Below are 22,413 nucleotides of genomic sequence, written 5' to 3'. Positions count from 1 at the left end.
AACCACCCGCCTCGTTCTGCCGGACTCGATCTGACCGATGACGTCCGCAGTCCGTCCCCGCCCAGCCGACCCGTCCCCAGGGCGGGGGTCGGGTGGGACAGGTGCACCAGGGTGGCTGACTTGGATGAATGGTCGTATGGGCGTGGTGGGACGGGACTTCGTCAACCTGGCCCACCCGTCCACGGGGCCGCGCTGAGGCCGCTGGTTGGGATGACCAAGCACGGGACGGGACGACGCACGGCTGTTGCGGCGCGCTGGCCTGTCAGTTGAGTGTGCGGTACCGACGCTGGTCCATGAGCGCGATCCGTTCGTCGTTCGCCGCGTCGTTTCCTGCGTCCACATTGGACATCAACAACGCGAACAGCGCCCGCGAGGCGCTCGCCTGGCTGTCGATCACGGGCTTGGTCGGCTCGTTTGCGTCGACTGGCGGATCGCTGCTCATCTGCTCATCGCGCGCCGGGCCGGACGGTGCTGCCATGGGCACCGGCTCGACGAGGTGCCCGCACAGTGCGACGTAGCGCGCGGCGAGCTGGCCCTTGTGGAAGGCCGTGGCGGTGACGTGGTGTTCCTGTCCGTCGTATCCGCACGTGATCGGGTTGGCATAGACCTGGTGCGCCGGACGGGAAGTCGTCGAGCGTCGCCGGACTGGGATCGCGCGCACGAGGTCGATCGCCGAGATGCTGTTCGTCCAGGCGATGGACTCCAGCCCCGCGATGGCCGCTGGCCTGCCCGACAACCCGGACTACCTTGCTGCCCAACGCATCTACCTCGTCGTCACACAAAAACACCCACGGACCCGAAGAGCCGTGGGGTAAGGGAGTGTCCGAGCGTCTTGCACACTATCCACACACCTTGAGCTGTAGCTGGGCGTGCGACACCTCTCACGCGATCCACGAGCTTGCCTACGACCTGCTGGCAGGGTCTGCCAACGCCAGACAGCTGCGCTAACTCGAGCGTTGGAGCGCTGTCATCGATTAGACCTAAGCCCTATCCGGTTGTACGGGCAACGGAGGAAGTTGGATGATCTGCACCGCGACACCGAACATGATCACTGCCGCTGTGCCCATCCACGGCTGGTACCAAGACATGGTGGCGAAGACACCGCCTGTGGCGATGGTCCAGACGAGAAAGCCGAAGACGCTCAGCACGGCTTGAGACTTGCGCACGACACGCAGGACGCGGCGGGAGAATAACCACGTCGTCGCCGCACCCAAGACCGCCAGCACGCCAAGTGCGACCGTGAGCGCGGTCTGTCCCGGTTTGTAAGCCGACTCGATCAGTCCCTTCAACAGCACATACGCGCTGATCATCTCAATGGGAACGTACTTTGCCAAGCGGCTCCAATAGTCATCGGCCGTCAACTGGCCAGGTAGGGCCTTTCCTGGCCTATCGCTATCTCCGCGAGTTGCACCGGAGCTGAGCGCGACATCGGCGAAAGTAACGACGTTCCGATTCACAACGACCTCCATGTCGGCACGAATGGCAGAGACCGTACACTACGGGTTCCGCCGTACTAACAGTTTGCGGGGTTCTGGCGATGGGCGTTTCGCGTAGGATCATCGATCCTACTGAGTGTGAGTGCGGGTACCTCAACAGTCCACTGGTGTGGACCGTCTTGGACGTAACGGAGCATCCAGAGGTTGCGGCAGATGCGAACAGCCTCGCCAACTTTCCTTGCGGCAGATGTGAGCGAAGTTTGCATATCAAGGCCCCATTGTTGCTCTTTAACATTCGTGTCGACCTACCTATCGTTTCTTGTCCGGCAGCTGATAGCCGTCCGGCCTTCGGGCCTCGTGAAGTCGCGGATGCGATAGGGGAATCTTATCCACCTCCACCTGGGCTCGTGGTGAGCATGGCGCGTGCCCTGACTCCCCTCGTGCTGATGATGCAAGATGACTGCCTTATGGAGGGGCTGAAGAAGGTTGAACTAGCGCGTGCTGACATGAAAGGGGAACTCACGCTGCTGGAGTCCGAAATCCGCAGGGTGCAACGACTGCAAGTCCTTCATCCTGCCTTCTTCGCGTCATTGAAGCTTGAATCTGCCGGCGACGTGGAGCGACTGGTCAACGCTCATCCCGAGGCGGCAACGCCAGATTTCGTCGAATTCTTGCGCACCCTGCAGAACGAGTTCGGTGGCGTAGATGTCGAAGAGCACAACCCGCCGGACCTGCACATCCTTTTGTTCGAGGACCTTGCACGCGGGGAGTCTCCGACGGTGGCGTGGGGGCGAGGTTTGCAGACTGCGGAAGAGTACGTAACAGAATTTCTCTTCCCTGAGCAAGATCGCATCCGTGAATCACTCTCTTCGGGTGAGGTGCAAGACATTGGAGCACGCAGGGAGTTGTTCGAGCGAGCAATCAAAATCGCGCAATCGGTAGGCGATACACAGGAGGAAGTTGCACTTCGTCTAAGGCGCTCAGGGGAGATACTTGGCGGCAAGCAGTTTTTTACTAGCGAGGAGCTCAATGCCGTACTCGCAGACCTTCTGATGGTTCGAGAGCTTACTCAAGAAGTGGACAAAGAGAGTTACGCTCACGCCTCCGTGAATATGTCGATGGTGTTTGCTAAAATTTCATACGGCGATCGCGAGGAAAACATTGAGAACGCCATCGAATTGATCGATCAGGCTCTTTTTCACTACACTGAGGATACCCATCCCAGCGAGTGGGCCAAGTGTGTCATGAATAAGGCAATTCTTCTCGCGGAACGAGAGAAAGGTGCACGTTTTGACAATCTTCGGGAGGCGATCGACCTGTGTCGAGCCTCGTTGAGAGTAAGGTCGCCAAAACAACACTTGCTCGATTGGGCTTTCTCGATTACGAATCTAGCGTTCACACTTGCGAAATACGCGGATATCTTGACGGAGTCCGACGAGCAGCAACAGCGGTTACTAGAGGCGATTGACCTATACGAAGACGCGCGTAAGGCCTACTCGGACCTTGCGCTAGCGGACCATGAGGCATACGTACTGAGAAACAGGGCGTCCACTTTGCTGGATTTGTTCGATGCACGGCGTCAGGAGAACAGGAGGCGGATTGCCAATCGCCTGGTGCAGTCTGCTGACCAACCTGTCATCAGCTGGTTGACCGCTGACGGCACGTCGCTCGGCGACATCGCCGCGATCCTGGCAGGTTTCGTCGACATGGCTCAGATTAACCCGGGAGTATTCGGGGAAGACGAGGTGCCATGGTGGGCAACCGAGATCATGGCCGACGATCTTAACGCCGTCAATACGGAGCTCGTGGAGTCAGCTCGCCGCGATGCAGAGGCCGCTCTGGCGCTTCAGGCGGACACGGAGGGAACAGGCCAAGGCATCGTGCACGAGCTGCTAGCTAGGATCGCGGAGATGACCGGCGCTCCTGAGGAAGTCGGCATTAACCACCTCCGGAGAAGCGTCGAGTTCTTCGAGACCTCCGACATGCGTCGAGAACTGCTAAGGGCGGCTGCGGAGCTTGGTTCAATCTACGCCCGTCGCGGAGACTGGACGGCGTCGGCTGAGTTCTACTCGCTCGCAGTGACGAAATTGGATCAACTCTACGGTGATCGGGGAACGGCCAACGGAAGGGAGCTCGAAGCATCCCGTTACCCCAAGCTGGCCGAGTGGGCTGGTTACGTACTCGCGAAGGCCGGGCATTTCGACGAGGCAGTTTTGGTCATCGAGAAGTCCCGCGCCCGAGTTCTCGGCTCCACGTTGATCCGCGACGAGGCGGATCTAAACCTCCTGGAGTCACTAGATTTCCGCCTCGCGGAGCGTTTCCGTGACTATCGAGAACGCAGTCGGCAGGAGCAACTGACGGCGTGTGACGATCGAGGCCCTGCGCAAGAAGAGCTCAGAAGAGTGGTGTCCGAGATTCGATTGCTTCCCGGACTCGCGAACTTTATGACGGGAACGTCCCTATTGGAGGTTTGGCTGGCGACACGGCCAACGAGGCCTCTCGTCTACCTGATTTCAACTGCCGTAGGAACGGTGTGCCTGCTTGCTCGGGCCGATGGCGGTGACGATCAATCACTCCTGATCAATATGGTCTCGGACAGTTCGATTACCAGTGCCGACCTTGTCAGATGCCTCTCCGCGGCTACGCCGAACGGCTGGTCGGGCCTGTTGTTTAGTAAGCCTGCAGGCTTGGACGAAACCCTCGGTGAAGCGCAAGCGCTCCTCGGAAAGGCGTTTGCAAACGACCTCGCTACAGTTCTATGCGGCATCGGTGCTCGGGAGGTCGCCGTCGTGCCGTCCGGGATGCTCAGCGCGTTCCCACTGGGAGCGGCTTTTATCAGCAATAGTACCAAATGGTGGTCGCGACCGAAGGCGCGTTGCTTGAGCGATGTGGCCGCTGTGACGGTTGCTCCGTCGGCGATGGTGCTGAACGCGTGTGAGCGCCGAGTTGAACGTCTGGGACGCCGTACCCCTCTGTTCGCCGGCGTGGGTGACCCCGAGGAGTCAGATGAAGATAGGCGGCTGGGTTGGGCGGGCGCCGAGCTACGGGCCGTCAACTCGCTGTACCAAACCGATGCGGACACTATTCGGGTTGGCGACGATGCCACGCGTGCGTTCTTCCTGAGCGTGGCGCGCGACGCCACTCACCTGCATCTTGCTTGTCACGGTATGAATGACCTGGAGAATCCCGCCCGGTCAGCCCTGTTCCTGTCGGACGGGCCGTTGACCGTTGAAGAAATCTCCGAACGCACGCGAGTCGAAAGCCGCTTGGTGGTCGCTTCTGCCTGCGAGTCGGGGAAGTTCGGCGTGCTGGGAAGGGCGAACGAGTATGTGGGTCTACCTGGCGCGTTCCTAATGTCGGGCACGGCTGCGGTGGTGGCGTCTCTCTGGCCGGTCAACGATCTAGCCACGTGTCTGCTGATGGTCAAGTTTCACGAACTTCTCTGCGCGATCGAGCTCGACGGCGCTCGACCTGGGGGTGCGGCACTCGCGTTGACCGGTGCACAGCTGTGGCTGCGTGAACTCTCCGAACGTGAGATGAGGAAATTCATCCACAACCACCCCGACATCAATCTCAGAGGTGTCGACTTAGATCGGTCTGCTTACCGGTTCGGAGATCGATCACGATTGCGCAAAGCCGTCACTCGCAAGCCGTTCAGCGCCCCTCGACACTGGGCCCCGTTCGTTGTAGTGGGGCTGTAACAGTGCCACCACGAACATGAGTGCGATCGCGACGGATTCCCAGCATCCGCCTGCTTCGCCCGGTCATGCGCACTACGTCGCACACGAGCGTGCCGCTGGCGTGGACCCAGCGGCGCTGGTTGAGGACATGAACGATGCCCAAGCACAGCGGGCAGCCGCTCGTGCCGAACTGGATGCCTGCCGCGCGCCAGAGCTGCTGACCGAGGCCGAGGTCTACGCCATGCTCGATTCCCTCGGCGACGTCCGCTCGGAGTTGAAGCGCGCCAACCCGGCGAGACTGGAAGAGCTGTTCGCGGAATGGCGGTTAGAAGGGGCCTACAACGCAGAAGAGCGGACGGTCGATGTGACCATCCGCCCACTGAGTAGGGTTAGTGCTGGTGTCCGAGGGGGGACTTGAACCCCCACCCCATTTCTGGGACTAGCACCTCAAGCTAGCGCGTCTGCCATTCCGCCACCCGGACTCGGTGAGTGAACACAGGTTAACTGATCAACATGGCAGGCTCCAAATCGGGGTCCACCCGCCGCCTCCGGGTGGTAGAAAGGCCAGGTGGGCAACGACGTTGACGGCACAGCGAAGGTCACCCTCCGACAGGCCGAGGAGGAGGTGATCACCCTGGCGAGCGAGCTCATCAGGATCGACTCCACCAACACCGGCGACCCCGACACCGTGGTGGGTGAGCGCGCGGCAGCCGAGTACGTGGCCGCTCAGCTCGCCGAGGTCGGCTACGACACGACGTACGTGGAGTCCGGCAACGGCATGAAGGGCCGCGGCAATGTCTTCGCCCGCCTCGAAGGCGCCGACCCCAGCCGCCCCGCACTGCTCGTGCACGGCCACCTCGACGTCGTCCCCGCCGACGCCAGCGAGTGGTCGGTGCACCCCTTCTCCGGCGCCGTCCAGGACGGCTACGTCTGGGGCCGGGGCGCTGTCGACATGAAGGACATGGTCGCCATGACCCTGGCGACCGCCCGCCGCCTCAAGCGCGACGGCATCGTCCCGCCCCGCGACATCGTCTTCGCCTTCCTCGCCGACGAAGAAGCCGGCGGCATGCACGGCGCCCAATGGCTCGTCGACAACCGCCCCGAACTCTTCGACGGCTGCACCGAGGCCATCGGCGAGGTCGGCGGCTTCTCCATCACCGTCAAGGACGGCGTCCGCGCCTACCTCATCGAGACCGCCGAAAAGGGCATCGCCTGGATGCGCCTGCGCGTCCGGGGCCGCGCCGGCCACGGCTCCATGCTCACCGACGACAACTCCGTCACCCGCCTCTCCGAAGCCGTCGCCCGCCTCGGCCGCCACCGCTTCCCGCTCGTCATGACCGACTCCGTGCGCGAATTCCTCGCCGCCATCACCGAAATGACCGGCCTGGAGTTCCCCGAGGACGACATCGACGGCGCCGTCGCCAAGCTCGGCGGCCTCGCCCGCATCATCGGCGCCACCCTCCGTGACACCGCCAACCCCACCATGCTCAACGCCGGCTACAAGGCCAACGTCATCCCCTCCAGCGCCGAAGCCGTCGTCGACTGCCGCATCCTCCCCGGCCGCCAACCCGCCTTCGAGCGCGAGCTCGACGAGGTCCTCGGCCCCGACGTCGAGCGCGAGTGGATCGCCAACCTTCCCGCCCTCGAAACCAGCTTCGACGGCCCCCTCGTCGACACCATGTCCGCCTCGATCATGGCCGAGGACCCCGGCGCCAAGGTCGTGCCCTACATGCTCTCCGGCGGCACCGACGCCAAGGCCTTCGACCGTCTCGGCATCCGCTGCTTCGGCTTCGCGCCCTTGAAACTCCCCGCCGACCTCGACTTCTCCGCCCTCTTCCACGGCGTCGACGAACGCGTCCCCGTCGAAGCCCTGGAGTTCGGCACCCGCGTCCTCGACCGCTTCCTCCGCCACAGCTGACCGTCCTCTTCGGACACAACAGGGGGCCGGCGCACCTGCTCCGGCCCCCATGAGCTACTGTGTGCCCACACACCAAGTCCGGGTGGCGGAATGGCAGACGCGCTAGCTTGAGGTGCTAGTCCCAGAAATGGGGTGGGGGTTCAAGTCCCCCCTCGGACACCAGCACTAACCCTACTCAGTGGGCGGATGGTCACATCGACCGTCCGCCTTTCTGCGTTGTAGGCCCCTTCCAGGCGCCATTCCGCGAACAGCTCTTCCAGTCTCGCCGGGTTGGTGCGCTTCAGCTCCGAGCGGATGTCCTCGAGGGAATCGAGCATGGCGTAGACCTCGGCCTCGGTCAGCAGCTCCGGCGCGCGGTAGACGTCCAGTTCGGCGCGCGCCGCCGTGCGCTGGGCTTGGGCCTGATTGATGTCCTCGACCAGCGCCGTGGGGTCGACTCCCGCGTCGATGGCGGCGCGGAGCCGCTTGAGCCGAGTCTCAGCCGCGTCCAACCGCTTCTGTGCCGCCTTACGCGAGATGTGCGCTTTCGTGGTGCCGTGCTGTGAGGCGACCAGGGCCTTGACCGTCTCGTCCCGGTTCTCGGGATCGAATAGCTGCCCAATCCAGCTATTCAGCGGAGGCATGACAGCGGCTTCTGGGAGATAGACGTTCTTCGGATGGTTCTCCAGGACGGGCGACCCCGGAACGAGCGTTCGCGCCGAGCACCGGTAGTAGGTCCGCGTGGCCCGTGGGGTGCCCTCCATCCGTCGTTTACAGATGACGCATCGGACGCGGCCACGGAGCGGATACGCGCGCTTGGTGCGTTTCGGTCCCCGTTCCAATTTCCGGCCCGCCGCCAACCCGCCAGCAGCGCGCGAGCGCCGCAGCAGCTGCGCCTCGACGAACTCCCCGACTTCCACGATCGTCGGGTGAGCGGGCTTTCTCGACCGAACGACCTTCTCCGGTGCCGAGCGCCGAAACCGGACGGTGTGCCCAGCGGCAACATCGTCAGGGTCGATCAACGTTTCCTGCCGCGTCCAACGCCCGAAGAACGCGAACCCGGTGTAGCGCGGGTTTTCCAGGATCGACCGTACGGTGCTGCCCTGCCACCCATCCGCGAGCCGGTGCCGGTTCTGATCCGGCCGCCGCGCCGAAGGACACGCGATGCCGTCCCGGTTCAGCCCGTTCGCGATAGCGCGGTCACCCTTCTCACCAGTCAGGTAATCAGCGAAGATCCGCCGCACGACCTCCGCGCTCGGCTCGTCGATGGCGAGAACCCGGAGTCGGTACCCCTCCGCTGCCTTGCGCGGGTTCGGGTGCGGGCCGCCGTCGACAACCACGTAGCCGTACGGCGCACGCCCGCCTTGGTGCCGTCCTTCGTTGAGCACCTGCGCGTCCATCGCCGCGCGGACACGCGCTTGGACGTGCTGCCGTTCAGACTCGCTCATCCCACCGAGCACGCTCATCAGCATCTTGTGCGACGGGTTCCGAGCGTCGAACTTCCCGCCCAACTCCGGCACCCACAGATCAACCCCGTACGCGGCGAACCGAGGTGCGATCAACGAGAACTGGTTGCCGAACCAACACCGCGTCCCCTCGCCAACCACCACGGCGTTCCAGCTCCGGTGAGGATCTTTGAGCGCCGCCAGCAGCCGCGACGCCTCGTCGCGCCGCTCCCACGGCACCGACCGCGACTGGCCGATGTCGAAGAACTCCTCGACCACGGTTCCACCGAGCGGTTCGACGAACTTCCGCGCGTTGCCGACCTGCCACCCGCGCGAGGTCTCCGGGTCCTGGTTGTCCTCCGTCGAGCACCGCCCGTAGACCGCCAGCGGACCGATGCCCTCGTCACCTGCCGTCACGATCTCGACGCCGAGCAGGTCATCCAGCGCAGACCACGGATCGCGGCTGATTTCAACAGTCACGGTCACCCCCTTCCGAAGGCCCGTCCAGGACCTTCACCTCGGCCAGCTCGACCAGTATGGCAAGCAGAATACGGCTGCTACGAACAGTAAGCACGGGAAGTGAGGTGGGAACGCGTACCTCGACATCCTGGTCAGCGCTCATGGCCGACCGAGCCGATTTCATCAGCTTCCATGCGCCCGACGGCTGCTCGAAGATCCGCTGTGAGGTAGCCGCGCACCCGCCGCGTGCTGTCGCCGTCCGGCACGTACTGCCGCAGCGGCCGACAGCCCAACTCACCCATCTCGCGCCCGAAGGCAGTCGGCTCGACGTCCAACGCGTCGACCAGCTCCGCTGTCGGCACGAACTCGCGCTCGTCCAGCTCGTCGCCGAGATAGCTGATGACCGACGCCAGCGGTTCGGGCAGCTCGACCCGACTGCCAGCGCCGAGCGCCTTGACCACCGCCGCCGAGTCGACCGCGCTCACAGCAACATCGCCGACCGCGTGACCGGCGAGCGTCCCAGCGGCTTCGCGAAGTGCTCGTCCGCGAGCGCAGATCTCCCGCCAGTCGACGTTGGGCATGTAGTACGTCCGCACAGTCATCGCGAGCAAGTCGGCCCCGGCGTCCGTCTCGCCGTCCGGCCGCAGGATGCCCACGCCCTTGTGACTCGGTAGCAGCGTCGACGCGTCGTACCCACGCGTGTTCATCTGCTCGCCGAGCACGATGTTGGAGTCCCGCCAGTCCATCACCCGCAGCGCGAACCGCGAGCCGAGCACCGCCCGCAACCGCGACGGGATGGTGTTCGAATCCGGCCGTTGCGTGGCGAGGATGACCACCACCCCAGCCGCAGGCCCCTTGCGTACCAAGTACGTCAGCAGGTCCGCGATGTACGCGCCGAGAGTGGTCTTCTTGCCGCCGACCTGTTCGCGCGTCGGGTTCTCCAGGAAGACCTGAACCTCGTCGATGATCACAGCGGTGATCGGCATCCCGAGGCCCAGGTCTCGCGAGATCGTCGGGGTGATCTTCGACTCCGGACAGACCTCATCATCCAAAGTGGACATTCGCGCGTACCGAGATTGGACCTCTGCCACCATTTCAACGAGGTAGCCGCACACCGTCCTGACGTGTTCGAGTTCGTCGCCGCACACGAATCGGTAAGCGATCCGCTCCGCGGCTTCCCAGTCCTTCCCGCCCTTGCCGTCGAACACGTACAGCCGTGCGTACGGGTCCAGAACCACCCCAGAAGCTGCGAGTCGGGTCGCGAACGTCTTGCCCTGCCTAGGAATCGCGCCCACAAGCAGCGAGGTCCACACCAACGGAAGGTCGATCCGCCGATTGCGGGCGTCGCGGCCGAACGGCACTGGCCGCCAGGCGTCCCACTGCTCCACGTCGAGCAGTGGCGTCCGCAAGGGAGGACCGGCGTACGGGTCTTCGTCCGCCACCCACAGAAACACCCGCCCGGCGTGTCCACCGCGACCTCGGACGCGCTCGACGATGAGCTGAACCTCGTCGACCGCCAGGGCCGACGCGAGCGCATCCCGATTCTTGATCACGTCGGCCGCTTTGCGCGTCGCCGGAAGGTCGACGGTCACCGACCACCCGTCGCCGATCCGCGCGGCGCGCTCGACGAGCCGAAGCGTCTCGTCCTTTCCGATCAGCTTCGCGTCTCGGAACGCATCAACGAGCACCTGGGGGTCCATCGTCCACGTCAGCGTGCGCGGACCAGCGAGCACCGCCTTCCTGCCAGGCGAACCGTCCTTCCGCCGTCCAGCAACGGCCAGCGCCACCGCCGCAACTCCCACTGCCAGCGACAGTGCCCGCCCGCCGTAGAGCACGTACGCGGCGGTGAGCGCCGCCGAAGCGGCCAGCGCGACGGCGCCAGTCACCTTCCACCGGAACAGCGTCAGCTCACGGATCTCGACGAACTTGTCCGCCAGCTTCTCGGACTGCTCCGCCGCCTCCCGGTAGTCGTGCACCCGCACCCACCGTCGCCACGCCCGGACCACGACGACAGCACCTCGACAGACCGCACCGAGGAACCGCGCGGGCATCCGAACCAACCATGCGAGCGCGTCCTTCAGAGCCTGGCGAGACTTCATCGCGGGCGGAATCACCCGTGAGCGCTGCCACCTGCTTTCCAAGCGCCGTACGAGCTTCGGCTGCTCAACCAACTCGCCGTCGTATACGGGAACCAGGTCACCGTTCATGAACGGCCCCTGTTCTTCACGAGCGCCGCAGCGAGCCGCGAGGACAGTCCGCGCGAACACCCGGTCACCTCCCGAACCCAAGCGGGCGTCACCGCCACGCCCGGCGTGCGCGCCGCTTGCGCCATCGCGAGGTAGTCCGCAAACGACGTTCGCGGGGTCTTCGGCATGGCGTTCACGACCGCAGCGCCGAGCTTGTCCCGCAGCTCCGTGACCGCCTCGGCCGCGACGAACACGACCAACGGTGGAACGGAGTGCAGCACCACCAGCGCTGCCGAACCGGCCGTGAACGCGCTCCAGGTGTTCATGACGTAGGTCGCCGCGAGCGTGAACCACTTCGCGCCGCGCACCCAGCCGCCCATGTGGACGCCGTGCCGGGCGGTGACCTGTTCAGCGCGCAGGATCGCGAGCAGCACCAGCGACACCATCGGGTCGAGCAACCACGCCGCGCACCACACCAGCGACCACGCCGGAGCACCAGCCGCCGCGAACTGTTGAACGTTGGTCATGGTGAAGGCGAGTCCGAGCAGAATCCCGGTCCAGCACAGCCGGTCCACCTGCGTCGCCACGCGTTCGATCGGCTCGCTCATCGCCGCTCACCTCGACGGCGCGGCACCTCGTAGGCGGTCACGGTCAGCGCCTTGGTCACGGCGTAGGCCGCGAACAGCGCGGGCACGGCGAGCACCACCAGGAGCAGCCACCCGTTGCCGCCGTAAGTGATCGCGACCCACTGCACGCCGACGATGAGCGCGGCGTTGAACGACACGCGACCCGCGAGAGACAGCAGGCGAACGCCGCTCCGCTTAGCACCGGCTTTCGCTCGGCGCGCACCCGCTCGCCAGACGAGAACGAGCACAAGGAACACGCCCAGGCAAGCCATGATCTGAGTTGCGTTCATGGCATCGACCACCGTTCACCGCGCTGAAGCCAGTGCCAGTGCAGGTCGCGCCTGTCCTCATCGGACAGTGCGCCCCACACGCCGACGGTGTCTTCACCAGCGGTCCGCAGTTCCAGTTCCAAGCACTCGTCCTGAACCGGGCAGCCCGCGCACAGCCGCGCTGCGAGACCTCGGTCAGTCAGTTCTTCATCAGGCAGTCCGTCGTAGGACTGCCACATGCACGAGCCGTCGCGTTGGACAAGGTCGTTGAGCACGTCGGTCGGCACCCACCGCAGGCGGTCGAGCCGCCAAGCGATGCCGATCAGCCACGGGTCCGTCAAGGCGTACCCCCGGAGCTGGGCTCGCCGAGCAGCCGAGCCAGCACGGTGGTTGGAACAACCAGCTGACCGCGACGCCGGATGGCGAGCACCGTGCCGACCCGAATCGCACGGGAGACGGCCGAGGGCGTGCTGCCGAGCAGCCAGGCGGTTTCGCGAACGGAGTAATGGGAGTTGGACAGAGAAGTGCGCATGAGAAAGGCCCTTCAAGAAGAATTGATGATTTCAGCAATATGCTGATGATTTCAGCGCTCACGAGGGCACGTTTATCTGCGACCGACGCGAGAAGCGCCGTGTCACGCCACACAAGAGCGGAAGGCAGCTAATCTCAGCGCTGAGGCGGAGCGCGGAGGAATACGTGTCGGAAGATTGGGCGGCAGTCGCCAAGGCCATCAACGAGCGCGTGAACGCGCTCGGTTGGCGTCAACGAGAACTCGCGGAACGCTCGCACGTTTCGCAAGCCATCGTTCGCGAGGTCCAGCACCACACGGTCGAACGCAGACGGAGTCCGCGGACGCTGGAGTCGCTGTCCACGGCGCTCGGCTGGCACCCGCAGCACCTCGAAGCCGTGCTCCACGGCCGTAAACCGCCGAACTTCGACGAGCCGGTCACGGACCCGACCGACACCCTGTGGTCGCGCCTCGACACCTTCGAGGACCGCCTGAGCGACATCACCGAGCGACTCAGCGATCTCAAGTCGGATCTCTCGACGGTGATTGAGCATGTCCGCAAGAACGGGTAGCTGTTCCTTGTGGAATCGGCTGTTCTTCATGTCGATAATTCCACTGCGAATCAGCGCTCAGTCCCATGCATCGCCGATGCACATTCACCGCACATCCAGTGCAGGTCGGCTGGTGACGGCGTGAGCTTGGCAAACGGTTGGACCGGCGAAACGGCCTGCGCGTTGCAGAAGGCGCTGCGGCTGAGCAACGAGATGTTCGCCGAGCACCTCGGCATCGGCTCGCGAACCGTCGCCGCATGGCATCAAAAGCCAAGCCTTCGTCCGAAGTCAGAAATGCAGCAGCTCCTGGACACGGCGCTTGAACAGGCAGCCGCGTCCGTCCAGGCGCGGTTCGCCGAACTCACGCAGGACGCGCCCACGCAGGTGCCCGAAGGCGCGGCGGTTGACGCTGAGCGGCGACTCAGCTCAGACCCGAACATGGCCGCCGCGCTCGACTGGTTGGACGTGAACGCGGGCTGGGAACCAGGGACAGCCCGGCGGGAAGTCGCGACGCGGCTCGGCCAGTTGGACGTTCGCGACCTTCACGACCGAGGCGTCCTCCGAGGGCGCGTGGACCAACGTCGCATCGCCCAGGCGCTCGGCGATTACTACGGCGGCATAACGGAAAGCCACGGCCGCTACGGCGCGCACTTCGGCTCCGACACCGACGTCACGACGAGCGTTCTCACGCAGCCAGACTGGCTGAACCTCGACTGTCCGCTGACCGCGAAGCACGACCGGCTCAGGCTCACCAGCACGACGCCCCAGAGTGGGCTCTCGCTGAATGACGAGACCGCGCGGCAGGCTGCTCAACGCTTGGCGGAGACGCTGGCGCTCGGTATCCGCCTCGTGGACACGCCGCTGTACCGGCTGCTCGACATCGGCGTTGGCAAGCAGCTCGTCGCCGGATCAGTTGGTGTGACGCGCTTCGTCGAGTACGCGCTCACGATGGACCTGCTCGAAGGGGAGCTGATCGACGCGCTCAGCTCCGGCGCGTCGACACAACCGGGCTCGCTCCCGCTCCGTGATCGCTACCTGCCGGACCTCGCGTCGGTCCTCGGCGTCTCCGGCCGCCTCTGCTCCGGCGGCGCACTCGCGCTGACCGCAATCGCCCGTCCCGCAAGGGCATTCCACGGCGAAGCCGACTACCTACTCCTGGTCCAGGAGCGCTCAGGGCGCGTGCTCAACGCCGCCCGCCGACTCGCGGTGATCCCGAAGGGCTTCCACGAGCCGCTGAACGACCTGCGAGCTGGCGCGCAGTTGGGCGCGACGCTGCGCCGCGAGATGGAAGAGGAACTGTTCGGCCGCGACGACATCGACAGCACCCTCGGCGAGCAGCGCCACGCCGACCCCATGCACCCAAGTCGGCTGTCCGAGCCGATGCGATGGCTCATGGAGGAACCGGGCAGGCTCCGCATGGAGTGCACCGGCTTCGGCCTCAACCTCGTCAGCGGCAACTTCGAGTTCGCCAGCTTGGTCGTCATTGACGACGAGGAATTCTGGAACCGCTTCGGCGGGCAGGTGAAAGCCAACTGGGAGTCCTCGATGCTCCACCAGTATTCGAGCCTCGACGCTGACCTTCTAGAGGAACTCGTCGGTGATGTAGCCTGGAGCAACGAGGGTTTGTTCGCGTTTCTCCAAGGGCTTCGACGCCTGCGTGAGATCGGCGGACACCGCGTGAACCTGCCAGAGATTGAATGGGAGATACGGTGACCGCAAATTGGCACATCGGAAACGCCGCCGATGAGGGAAGCGGGAACCGAGGCTGGGTGGTCGGGCACTTCATCGACCCTCCCGAGGACGTGCGCTCGTCGAAGGACGTCGAAGTGAAGTGGGGCGTCCATCCCGCAGGCGACAAGCGTGCACAGTGGACCGCTGACGACCAGCGCACGACGATGGCTCTGTTGGTACAAGGCAACTTCCGCGTCGACCTCACCGAGGGAAGCGCCTCGCTGACGCGCCAAGGCGACTACGTGATGTGGGGACCGGGCGTCGATCACTCCTGGGAAGCACTCGCCGACTCGGTGGTCATCACCGTCCGCTGGCCGTCGCAGACATGACGTCGATGCTGGGCAACTTTACGCGCTCATCGCCGACCTCGCTCAGTCGTCGAAGGCCCTGAAGAAACGCGAACAGGCCCTCGTTGCTCCAGTTTTCCTGCGACACAAGATCGCTGATCAACTCACCGTCGAGGCTGGAGTACAACCGCAATCCGGCCGTTTCCCAGTTCGCTTCAATATCTCCGCCATATTGCGCCCAGAACTCGTCGTCATCAATGATGATCAGGCTGGCGAACTCGTAGTTACCGCTGATCAGATTCAACCCAAACCCGGTGCACTCCACGCGCAAGCGACCCGGCTTCTCCATGAGCCACCGCATCGGCTCGGACATCCGGCTCGGGTGCATCGGCACGGCCGCCCGATCTCCGGCAGCGGTGCTGTCGATGTCCTCGCGACCGAACAGCTCCTCTTCCATCTCGCGCCGCAGCGTCGCGCCCAACTGCGCGTCGGCCCGCAGGTCCGTCAGCGGCTCGTGGAAGCCCTTCGGGATCACCGCGAGCCGACGCGCCGCGTTGAGCACGTGGCCAGACCGTTCCTGCGCAAGGAGCGCGTAGTCCCGCCCACCCCGGAACGGATCGCTCGGTCGAGCGATGGCGCACAGGGCAAGCACTCCGCCCGCGCATACCCGACTCGGCATGTCGAGCACCGACGCCAAGTCGCTCATGTACTTGTCCCTGAGCGGCAGGCTTCCCGGTCGTACCTCGGCTCCGCCAACAACGGCGTCGACAAGTTCGCCTTCGAGCAGATCCATGGTCAGGGCGTACTCGACGAACGGAACAAGCCCAACCGTCCCTTCGATCGCAGGACCGACGTTGACGTCCAAGAGCCGGTAGAGCGGCGAGTTGGTGATCCGCACGCCAAGCGCGGCCGACTCCGCGAGCCGCGACACGGCCGCCGCCGCTCCCACCTCGTCAAGGCTGGGCCGAGCCTCGGACTGCCTATCGGTGAACGCCAACCGATCACCGGAGAACAGCGGCTCCGCCAGGTCGAGCCAGTCAGCGCGAGTCAGCACGCTCGTCGCGATTTCCCTTCCCCCGCAACGTATCCGGTACGGCGCGTAACCAGCGAGGCCGCTTCCGTAGTAGTCGACCAGCGCCCGCGCGAGCTTCGTCCGGCTCACGCCTCCGCGCCGCACGCTCCGGTCGAGCAGCTTCCCCTCGTCGAGTTCCGCAAGCCGCCCGTTGACCTTCCTCCGGCTCGTCCCCGGTGACCATCCGGCGCGTCCGTCAAGCCAGTCGAGCGCGACCGCGAGGTCCGAGTCCGCGCGCTCCCGCCGCGCACGAACAGGGACCTCTCCCTCTGTGGTCGCTCGTCGCGGTTCGGCAAGCAACTCGTCGACGCTCGTGTCGAAGATCCGCTCCAGCAGCCGAGCCGTCACCGGCTTGATCGGCCCGAGGCGCTCACCAGACGGCTTGCGCCCCGCGATCAACCGTTGCAGGTGACGGACACCAAGCGTTCCGGGCTCCTTGTACTCGCGAGCGAACACCTCGGCGTACTCGACGAACTCCTCCAACGTCAGTCGCCGTTCCCAGATCTTCTGCTCCAACACGGTGCGAAACGTCCGCATCGGTTGCCCCCGTCCCAGGTCGCCGCATGTCGTCGCCAAGTCGCCCGCAGGTCGTTTCAGCTGACCAAGCGCTGATGAACGCTTGATTTCAGTCTGACACGAGCCGCCTTCGCGCGGTCCCTTGACTGTCCGGCGGCGCACCATTCCGCCCCTCGACGCGCCGCCGGACACCCACTCCACGCGGGGGTTGCCGTGACACAAGTCGGATGGTGGGCATTGGCCCCACTCGCCCTCGTTACGCTCGTAACCGGCGTATGGGCTCTGATCGACCTACTTCGCGCGATCCCACTCCGGCGACGCCCGACGACTTCCCGCTCGATGCAGCACCGGATCTACGCCAACCCGATCACATGCGGATACGACGGCCGGGAACACCACGTCACCGACACGGCCTTCCACAAGGGCCAGCAAGCCGGGCGCTACGTCGCACTATGCGGACACCTCGTCGAGCCGATGCCCATGGCAACTCCGTCCGGCCGACCGTGCACGAACTGCCTCGGCATCCTGCACGCCTTCCCGGACAGCGCCCAATGAGCAGCGATTCGAACGAGCCTGACCGAACTCCAGCCAAGCCTGTGATCGACAGTCAGCCAGGCGCCGCGCGGGCGCTGTTTGCGGCGTTCATGTCCAACGCAGACGCCGGGAACGACTCAGCGAACGATGAACTGATCGCGCTCATGGACCAGCGCCGTCGCTGACGGCACACCGGACAGGCCAACGCGCCACGACGATGGGCATCTAATTGGCTCGTCCCGTCCTTCCGGTGCTTCTTGCCATCGGCCGTCTCAGAACGGCCGATGGACGGGTGGGACAGGTTGACGGAACCCCGTCCCATGAGGTGCTTTCGACCACTCACCCCAGCTCAGCAGCTCCTGTGCGCCCGTCCCGTCGCGCCCCAGGCTGGGACGGCTCGACTACTGCCAAAGATCAGGAGCCGCGTCTTGTTGTTGCGCTCGTATCCTGTAGCCCGGCACGCAGAAGAGCGCCAACTCGGGTTGGGATAGCACACTGTGCAGCTGCTGCACTAGGAGATCGGGCTTTCCCATGGATTGAATGCCTGCCATCAGCCTTGGCCCCCTGTGACCCAAGTGGGAAATGGCACACTAAAGCATGCCCGTCATTACCGAAACTGACTGAAGGCTGAATGCTTTGCGCATCTAATCTGGTTTCAATAGGTTCCTTTTAGGGATGCGAGTCGGGCGAGATTTGAACGTCCGGACTGGCATGATGTCGAACGGAGATCCGATCAGTCAAGTCGATTGTCGCTAGGTACCACCAGAAAATCCAGTCCAGAAATTCAACACCGTAATCTTTCTTCTGTGCAGCGTTCTGGTGTCTAATATTGAACTTATTTGCTATTTGAAAGAGGGCATCCTCGTCCTTGCTCGTTAGCTCGACCTTGATCATTTTGCGTCTTTCTTCAAGGATGTTGGCTAGTGCAACTACGGCAGAGCGCTTCTTGTGCTTGTCGGAAACGCGTGCTCTGAACAATGCGATCGCATGACGGAGCTGCTCGCCCGTCTCACTCTCGTGACGGCTGAGCAGCGTGTGAAGAAGCTGTTCACGCGCCTCGTCACTGACTGCCACTAACCGTCCAGTGTCATCACCGTCGTCGGCTAGCCTGAGGCCGAGTTCACTACGGTCAAGTAGCTGATTCACTCGCCATCGATAAATCGCGCGGCCCGCCTCGGTCGAAAAATTGCTGTGGTGCCAGCCGCAGCCTCCGTACGAGTGTCCCCTTCGGTTTCCGGGTCTTGCTACGAGGTCGTGCAGAACCTCGATCACGTCGCAGAGTAAGTCGCTGTCGGTGAGTTGGTGTGCCGATAGAGGCCACAAGTCGGGTACGCCAAGTTCCTGCTCCACTATAGAAGAAGGATCGATGGATGAGGGGTCGTCAACACAATCCTTCCCGAAGCGCTTCTCGAAGTAGCCGCGCGCATCGAGATCATGCACTAATGCGACGTACTGTCGTACCGTCGATTCTTGCCGGATGCGAAGGGGAGGCTCGACACTCTTGCGCTGAGACCAATAAGGCTTGCGGTGTACAGAGTCTTCTCTCAAGCGACCCGCTGAGGCCATTAGGGTTCGCAAGAATTCCTGCCTTGGAGTCCGACCACCTCGGCGAGCTACCGTACTCCACGGGTCTTCCGGCTGCCCCGCTTCCTGAATCTCAATCTCACGGAACTCGCTGGATGGACCGCCGTCGGCACCTCCAACAAATGCGTCTTCCAGGAGAAGCTCGCATGCTTCATCCCAGCCAACCTGTTTGCGCTGGTTGAGTAGCCGCGCCGACTCGGCAACAAATAATTTACGCGGCCACCGCAGCTGGAAGTCGGCATCATCAAAATGGATTCTCACGCCTCTATTATGCCGCAAGCTGTTAACAAACTGTATACCAACTGCGCAAGCCAACCGCGAGTAGACCCAGGAGATGACGGTGCCCTGCTTGCGATGCCCCAGAGCGTGTCTGTTGTCGCAGTTCAGGGCACTTCTCGGCCAAAGCTGCTCGTGACACTCATGGACGCGCAACGACAAGCATGTGAGGTCTTCCTAGCCCTGCGCTCCCAGGGCGCGACGGGTGGAGAGCGTGAAGGTCCTCGCAGACTCTCCCTTGCCCCACGGATCTCAAGTCCGTGGGGTTGTTTCTATGCCCGCGTCAGCGCTCTCTGGGAAACTCGCCAGTCGAATTGTCTCTCACGTAAACTCCGCCGCTATAGTTTCCATCCCGATTGGCCGGTACAGTGTCGAACGGTGCACCATTCTCGGTTCCATCGCTTCGAATTCTTATTTTCTCCTTCGTTGATTGACCATAAGCGACAGTCAGCTCCAGCTCCCACTTGACTCGGTAGTTTGAAGTTAAAGCAATAATCTCGAAACCTTGCTGCTCGCCACGATCAAGGTCAATTGATTTGACATCAAGAAGCGGGCGGAGATCTCCGCCATTTTCCGGAATGAGCATGACTCGTGGACTGGGATCATCCAAGTCAATCCCAATCCGCTCGATTGCATTCGCCCCTTCTCCGGGGTAGACGATCAAGGTTCCGTGGGGTGCCTCTGTTTGATCGAGCACTTTCACGCGAATGTCAACTACTCGCACCTTCTCGCGACGATTTCCCACAACGGTTACAAGGTGCGAGCTTCCATTTTTGCAAGAAGAATCTAGGCAGTCGTATACCGTAAGAAATCCGCCGAGTGAACGCTTCTTGTCAACAAGCTCCTGCTCCATCTTTGAAACGACATCATGAGGCAAGTGCTGACCTTTATTTCTCCACCAGGCGTACGGATACCCTGCAATACTCTTGACCGTCGATTCACTGAGCGGCCTCGAGAATACCCAAGAAGAGTTTGTGTAATCAGCTTCTCGAACGGATGCGATAACTGCGGGTTTGGCCGACAACTCCGCGTCCACCGCTTGATTTGCGCCACTTTGAGCAAGAGCTTCTTGGCGTCCTGCCTGCTGCAAGCTCAGGTGGGCCGAATATAGTGCTCCTGCGGTCGCAATGATAGCGGGAACTACTACGATGGTAATCCAAGGCCACCATCGCTTCTGCTCAACAGTACCGTGTTGGCGAATTTTTCCCCTCTTCGTTCCCGCAACGAAGCGGCGCCGACGGCGCTCACGGTTGATCTTCGTCCTCTCCGAACCCCGGCGACTCTCGATCTTCATAGGGACAATGTAGCCTTCCGGATGGTCCCCTGGTGTCCACTTGAGAAGCCTCCTGCGACTCTGCGGGCACGGAGGGTTCGCATGCGGCGATGAACTGTGTGAACGCCCGAACATCCCCCTTCAAGGGCATATCCGCCGGACGTCTCAGGCGACGATCACACGCTCATCAGGTACCTGGCTCCATGGCTTTGACGCTGGAAGGCTAGACGCCGCCCGATGAGCACGCCTGTCCCAGCGGGGGCGAGGTGGTGTTGAACCACAACTGCGTCACCAGGACCATCAGTCGGTCAGGCGCGCTGAGTAACAACCTTGCTTAGGTGATGCCAGGCAGGACGAGGCGGGTGGATAGTGTGCAACTCGCTCCTCGGACACAATTTCGTCGCACACATGCGACATCTGACGGGCCAGTGCTCGAAGCCCCATGAACAGACAAACCCAGCCCGATTCGGGCTGGGTTGTTGTGCGTGGCAGTGGTCCTCGTGACCAGTCCGGTGATCGCACCCGTTGTTCTTCCACCCGCTGCGCTCCGCTCGGCTACGCGGTCGTCGGCTCGTTCTCCGTTGCCGCTCTCGGTGATCCCGGCCGCGCGGTCGAGCGGCGTCGTCTACGGGCTGGCCGCGGTGGACTGCCGGGGCCGTGTCGCCGACCGCGTGGTGATGACCGCGTTGCGGTGGAAGCCGGGCATGCGTCTGGACATCCACGAAGCGCGTGGACTCCTCGTTGTCCAGGCCGCGCTCGGCGGGGTGTTCGCGGTGACCAAGCAAGGGCACCTGCGGCTGCCCGCGTCGGTGCGGCACTGCTGCGGCCTGGTCCCCGGCGACCGCGTCCTCCTGGTCGCCGACCCCGGCCAGGAGGTGGCTGGTCGTGCACCCGCCGGCCGCGTTGGACGAGCTGCTCGTAGCCCGGCACGCCGAACTCGCTGGCGGTGATCGTCCATGACGACTTCGCCTGGATCTTCACCGGAAGTGGAGGCGGCCCGGCTTCTGCTGGATCGGATGGGCGTCTCCGTCGAGCAGCTTCTCGCCGCACCGGTCGTGCGGAAGCCGGTGCCGACGTTCACCGCCTACATTCCGGTCGTTGCCGACGCGGTCTCCGAGGGCACCCGCCGCGCTTACAGTTCGTACTGGAACCGGATCGAGAAGCAGTGGGGCGAGCGGACCCTCGACGAACCGACGCCGACGGAGATCAAGCAACTCGTCGCCCACGTCAAAGCCAACGTGGTACCTCGGCGCAACGCCCGCGGCGGGCGCAGCGCGGCCGAACATCTCATTGCCGCGTTGCGCTGCCTCTACCGCCACGCCGAACTCGACCAGCTCATCGACGAAGCGAACAACCCCGCCCGTAAAGTCGCCAAACCGCGGCGTCTGCCCTCCACCCGCGGTGCGGTCGCCGACACCCGGCTGGCCGAGATCAACCACGTCGTCGCCACCACCGGCAACGACCCCGCCCTCGACACGCTCCTGCTCCGGCTGCACACCGAAACCGCCTGCCGACGCGGCGGAGCACTCGCGCTACGCCCACGGGATCTGGACGAGCAGCAGTGCCTGATCTTCCTGCGAGAGAAGGGAGAAACCGTTCGCTGGCAACCGGTCTCACCGACGCTGATGGCCCATCTCGTCCGCCACGTCGAGGAGCGGGGTGCTCCGTGCGAGGGACAGCTGCTCCGGTACGCGAACGGCTCGCCGATCACCCACCGCCGCTACGACCACCTCTGGCAGCGCATCGGCAAACACCTCCCCTGGGCGGCCAGCCAACAGATCTCCACCCACTGGCTCCGCCACACCACCCTGACCTGGGTCGAGCGCAACTTCGGCTATGGCATCGCCCGCGCCTACGCCGGACACACCGACACCGGCGGGGAGCCCGGAGCCACCACGACCTACATCCGCGCCACCGCGCACGAGGTCGCCAGCGCCCTGGCAGCGCTCACTGGAGAACCACACCCGCTCGCCTGACGTCGTCACGGACGGCCGTGTGCCGGGCGGTGATCGCCGCGCGGCACATGGGTCACGTAACACCGAGAAGTGGAGCCGTCGCCAGCGTTTCCCACGTGTAGATGCCG

General features: G+C 63.8%; 20 protein-coding genes and 2 tRNA genes. 10 read left to right on the top strand and 12 right to left on the bottom strand.

Annotation, left to right across the window (positions count from 1 at the left end; genetic code table 11):
* Positions 1-262: 262 nt before the first annotated feature.
* Both ABD798_RS02810 and ABD798_RS02805 read right to left on the bottom strand, forming a co-directional pair.
* Entirely contained in the window at positions 263-736 is a 474-nt protein-coding gene (locus ABD798_RS02810) for a hypothetical protein (RefSeq protein WP_344870867.1), read from the bottom strand.
* 244 nt (positions 737-980) lie between these two features.
* Positions 981-1,457, bottom strand: a complete 477-nt coding sequence (locus ABD798_RS02805; RefSeq protein WP_344870866.1) for a hypothetical protein — start codon at positions 1,455-1,457, stop codon at positions 981-983.
* A gap of 395 nt (positions 1,458-1,852) precedes the next feature.
* Here ABD798_RS02805 and ABD798_RS02800 point away from each other — a divergent pair, with 395 nt between their 5' ends.
* Positions 1,853-5,137 carry a CHAT domain-containing protein gene (locus ABD798_RS02800; protein WP_344870865.1) on the top strand — a complete coding sequence of 1,095 codons (3,285 nt, stop codon included), beginning with the start codon at positions 1,853-1,855 and terminating at the stop codon, positions 5,135-5,137.
* Positions 5,138-5,153: 16 nt separating this feature from the next.
* The gene (locus ABD798_RS02795) at positions 5,154-5,534 is read left to right on the top strand and encodes a hypothetical protein (RefSeq protein ID WP_344870864.1); all 381 of its coding nucleotides are present in this window, start codon (positions 5,154-5,156) and stop codon (positions 5,532-5,534) included.
* Here the strand turns inward: ABD798_RS02795 and ABD798_RS02790 are convergent.
* Positions 5,513-5,598, bottom strand: a tRNA-Leu gene (locus ABD798_RS02790). The two genes, ABD798_RS02795 and ABD798_RS02790, sit on opposite strands and share 22 nt — an antisense overlap.
* Before the next feature lie 86 nt (positions 5,599-5,684).
* On the opposite strand from ABD798_RS02790, the gene ABD798_RS02785 reads away from it, so the two are divergent.
* Positions 5,685-7,034 (top strand): M20/M25/M40 family metallo-hydrolase, encoded by a 1,350-nt coding sequence (locus tag ABD798_RS02785; RefSeq protein WP_344870863.1) that lies wholly within the window; start codon positions 5,685-5,687, stop codon positions 7,032-7,034.
* A gap of 76 nt (positions 7,035-7,110) precedes the next feature.
* Positions 7,111-7,196, top strand: a tRNA-Leu gene (locus ABD798_RS02780).
* On the opposite strand, the gene ABD798_RS02775 is transcribed toward ABD798_RS02780, so the two are convergent.
* The 6 genes from ABD798_RS02775 to ABD798_RS02750 all read right to left on the bottom strand — a co-directional run bounded on the left by ABD798_RS02775 (position 7,175) and on the right by ABD798_RS02750 (position 12,530).
* Positions 7,175-8,938, bottom strand: a complete 1,764-nt coding sequence (locus tag ABD798_RS02775) for a recombinase family protein (RefSeq protein WP_344870862.1) — start codon at positions 8,936-8,938, stop codon at positions 7,175-7,177. The genes ABD798_RS02780 and ABD798_RS02775 overlap by 22 nt on opposite strands.
* Before the next feature lie 131 nt (positions 8,939-9,069).
* A complete protein-coding gene (locus ABD798_RS02770) occupies positions 9,070-11,124 on the bottom strand; it encodes a cell division protein FtsK (protein WP_344870861.1) in 2,055 nt (684 codons plus the stop codon).
* A complete protein-coding gene (locus tag ABD798_RS02765) occupies positions 11,121-11,711 on the bottom strand; it encodes a hypothetical protein (protein ID WP_344870860.1) in 591 nt (196 codons plus the stop codon). Before ABD798_RS02765 ends, ABD798_RS02770 begins: the two co-directional genes overlap by 4 nt.
* Positions 11,708-12,019, bottom strand: a complete 312-nt coding sequence (locus ABD798_RS02760; RefSeq protein WP_344870859.1) for a hypothetical protein — start codon at positions 12,017-12,019, stop codon at positions 11,708-11,710. The genes ABD798_RS02765 and ABD798_RS02760 overlap by 4 nt, the downstream gene beginning before the upstream one ends.
* Positions 12,016-12,339: a WhiB family transcriptional regulator gene (locus ABD798_RS02755; RefSeq protein WP_344870858.1), complete on the bottom strand. Its 324-nt coding sequence runs from the start codon at positions 12,337-12,339 to the stop codon at positions 12,016-12,018. Before ABD798_RS02755 ends, ABD798_RS02760 begins: the two co-directional genes overlap by 4 nt.
* Positions 12,336-12,530: a helix-turn-helix domain-containing protein gene (locus ABD798_RS02750; RefSeq protein ID WP_344870857.1), complete on the bottom strand. Its 195-nt coding sequence runs from the start codon at positions 12,528-12,530 to the stop codon at positions 12,336-12,338. The genes ABD798_RS02755 and ABD798_RS02750 overlap by 4 nt, the downstream gene beginning before the upstream one ends.
* Positions 12,531-12,694: 164 nt before the next feature.
* On the opposite strand from ABD798_RS02750, the gene ABD798_RS02745 reads away from it, so the two are divergent.
* The 3 genes from ABD798_RS02745 to ABD798_RS02735 all read left to right on the top strand — a co-directional run bounded on the left by ABD798_RS02745 (position 12,695) and on the right by ABD798_RS02735 (position 15,117).
* The gene (locus tag ABD798_RS02745) at positions 12,695-13,078 is read left to right on the top strand and encodes a helix-turn-helix domain-containing protein (protein WP_344870856.1); all 384 of its coding nucleotides are present in this window, start codon (positions 12,695-12,697) and stop codon (positions 13,076-13,078) included.
* 120 nt (positions 13,079-13,198) lie between these two features.
* Positions 13,199-14,770, top strand: coding sequence for a transcriptional regulator (locus ABD798_RS02740; protein WP_344870855.1), 1,572 nt, complete (start codon positions 13,199-13,201; stop codon positions 14,768-14,770).
* Complete coding sequence (locus ABD798_RS02735; protein WP_344870854.1) at positions 14,767-15,117, top strand: signal peptidase I; 351 nt, start codon at positions 14,767-14,769, stop codon at positions 15,115-15,117. Before ABD798_RS02740 ends, ABD798_RS02735 begins: the two co-directional genes overlap by 4 nt.
* Here ABD798_RS02735 and ABD798_RS02730 read toward each other — a convergent pair.
* Positions 15,089-16,828: a transcriptional regulator gene (locus ABD798_RS02730; RefSeq protein WP_344870853.1), complete on the bottom strand. Its 1,740-nt coding sequence runs from the start codon at positions 16,826-16,828 to the stop codon at positions 15,089-15,091. The genes ABD798_RS02735 and ABD798_RS02730 overlap by 29 nt on opposite strands.
* A gap of 174 nt (positions 16,829-17,002) precedes the next feature.
* Between ABD798_RS02730 and ABD798_RS02725 the strand changes: the two genes are divergently transcribed.
* Entirely contained in the window at positions 17,003-17,218 is a 216-nt protein-coding gene (locus ABD798_RS02725; protein WP_344870852.1) for a hypothetical protein, read from the top strand.
* Between the two features lie 648 nt (positions 17,219-17,866).
* Here the strand turns inward: ABD798_RS02725 and ABD798_RS02720 are convergent.
* Entirely contained in the window at positions 17,867-19,042 is a 1,176-nt protein-coding gene (locus tag ABD798_RS02720; protein WP_344870851.1) for a hypothetical protein, read from the bottom strand.
* Positions 19,043-19,340: 298 nt separating this feature from the next.
* Complete coding sequence (locus tag ABD798_RS02715; protein ID WP_344870850.1) at positions 19,341-20,351, bottom strand: hypothetical protein; 1,011 nt, start codon at positions 20,349-20,351, stop codon at positions 19,341-19,343.
* A gap of 464 nt (positions 20,352-20,815) precedes the next feature.
* Here ABD798_RS02715 and ABD798_RS02710 point away from each other — a divergent pair, with 464 nt between their 5' ends.
* Both ABD798_RS02710 and ABD798_RS02705 read left to right on the top strand, forming a co-directional pair.
* Positions 20,816-21,280: a hypothetical protein gene (locus tag ABD798_RS02710; protein WP_344870849.1), complete on the top strand. Its 465-nt coding sequence runs from the start codon at positions 20,816-20,818 to the stop codon at positions 21,278-21,280.
* 6 nt (positions 21,281-21,286) lie between these two features.
* Entirely contained in the window at positions 21,287-22,306 is a 1,020-nt protein-coding gene (locus tag ABD798_RS02705) for a tyrosine-type recombinase/integrase (RefSeq protein ID WP_344870848.1), read from the top strand.
* The last annotated feature ends 107 nt before the right edge of the window (positions 22,307-22,413 follow it).

Origin of the sequence: Allokutzneria multivorans (assembly GCF_039537405.1) — a bacterium.
GTDB classification, from domain to species: Bacteria; Actinomycetota; Actinomycetes; order Mycobacteriales; family Pseudonocardiaceae; genus Allokutzneria; species Allokutzneria multivorans.
Note: the sequence above shows the minus strand (reverse complement) of the source record. Positions and strands in the feature narration are given on the sequence as shown.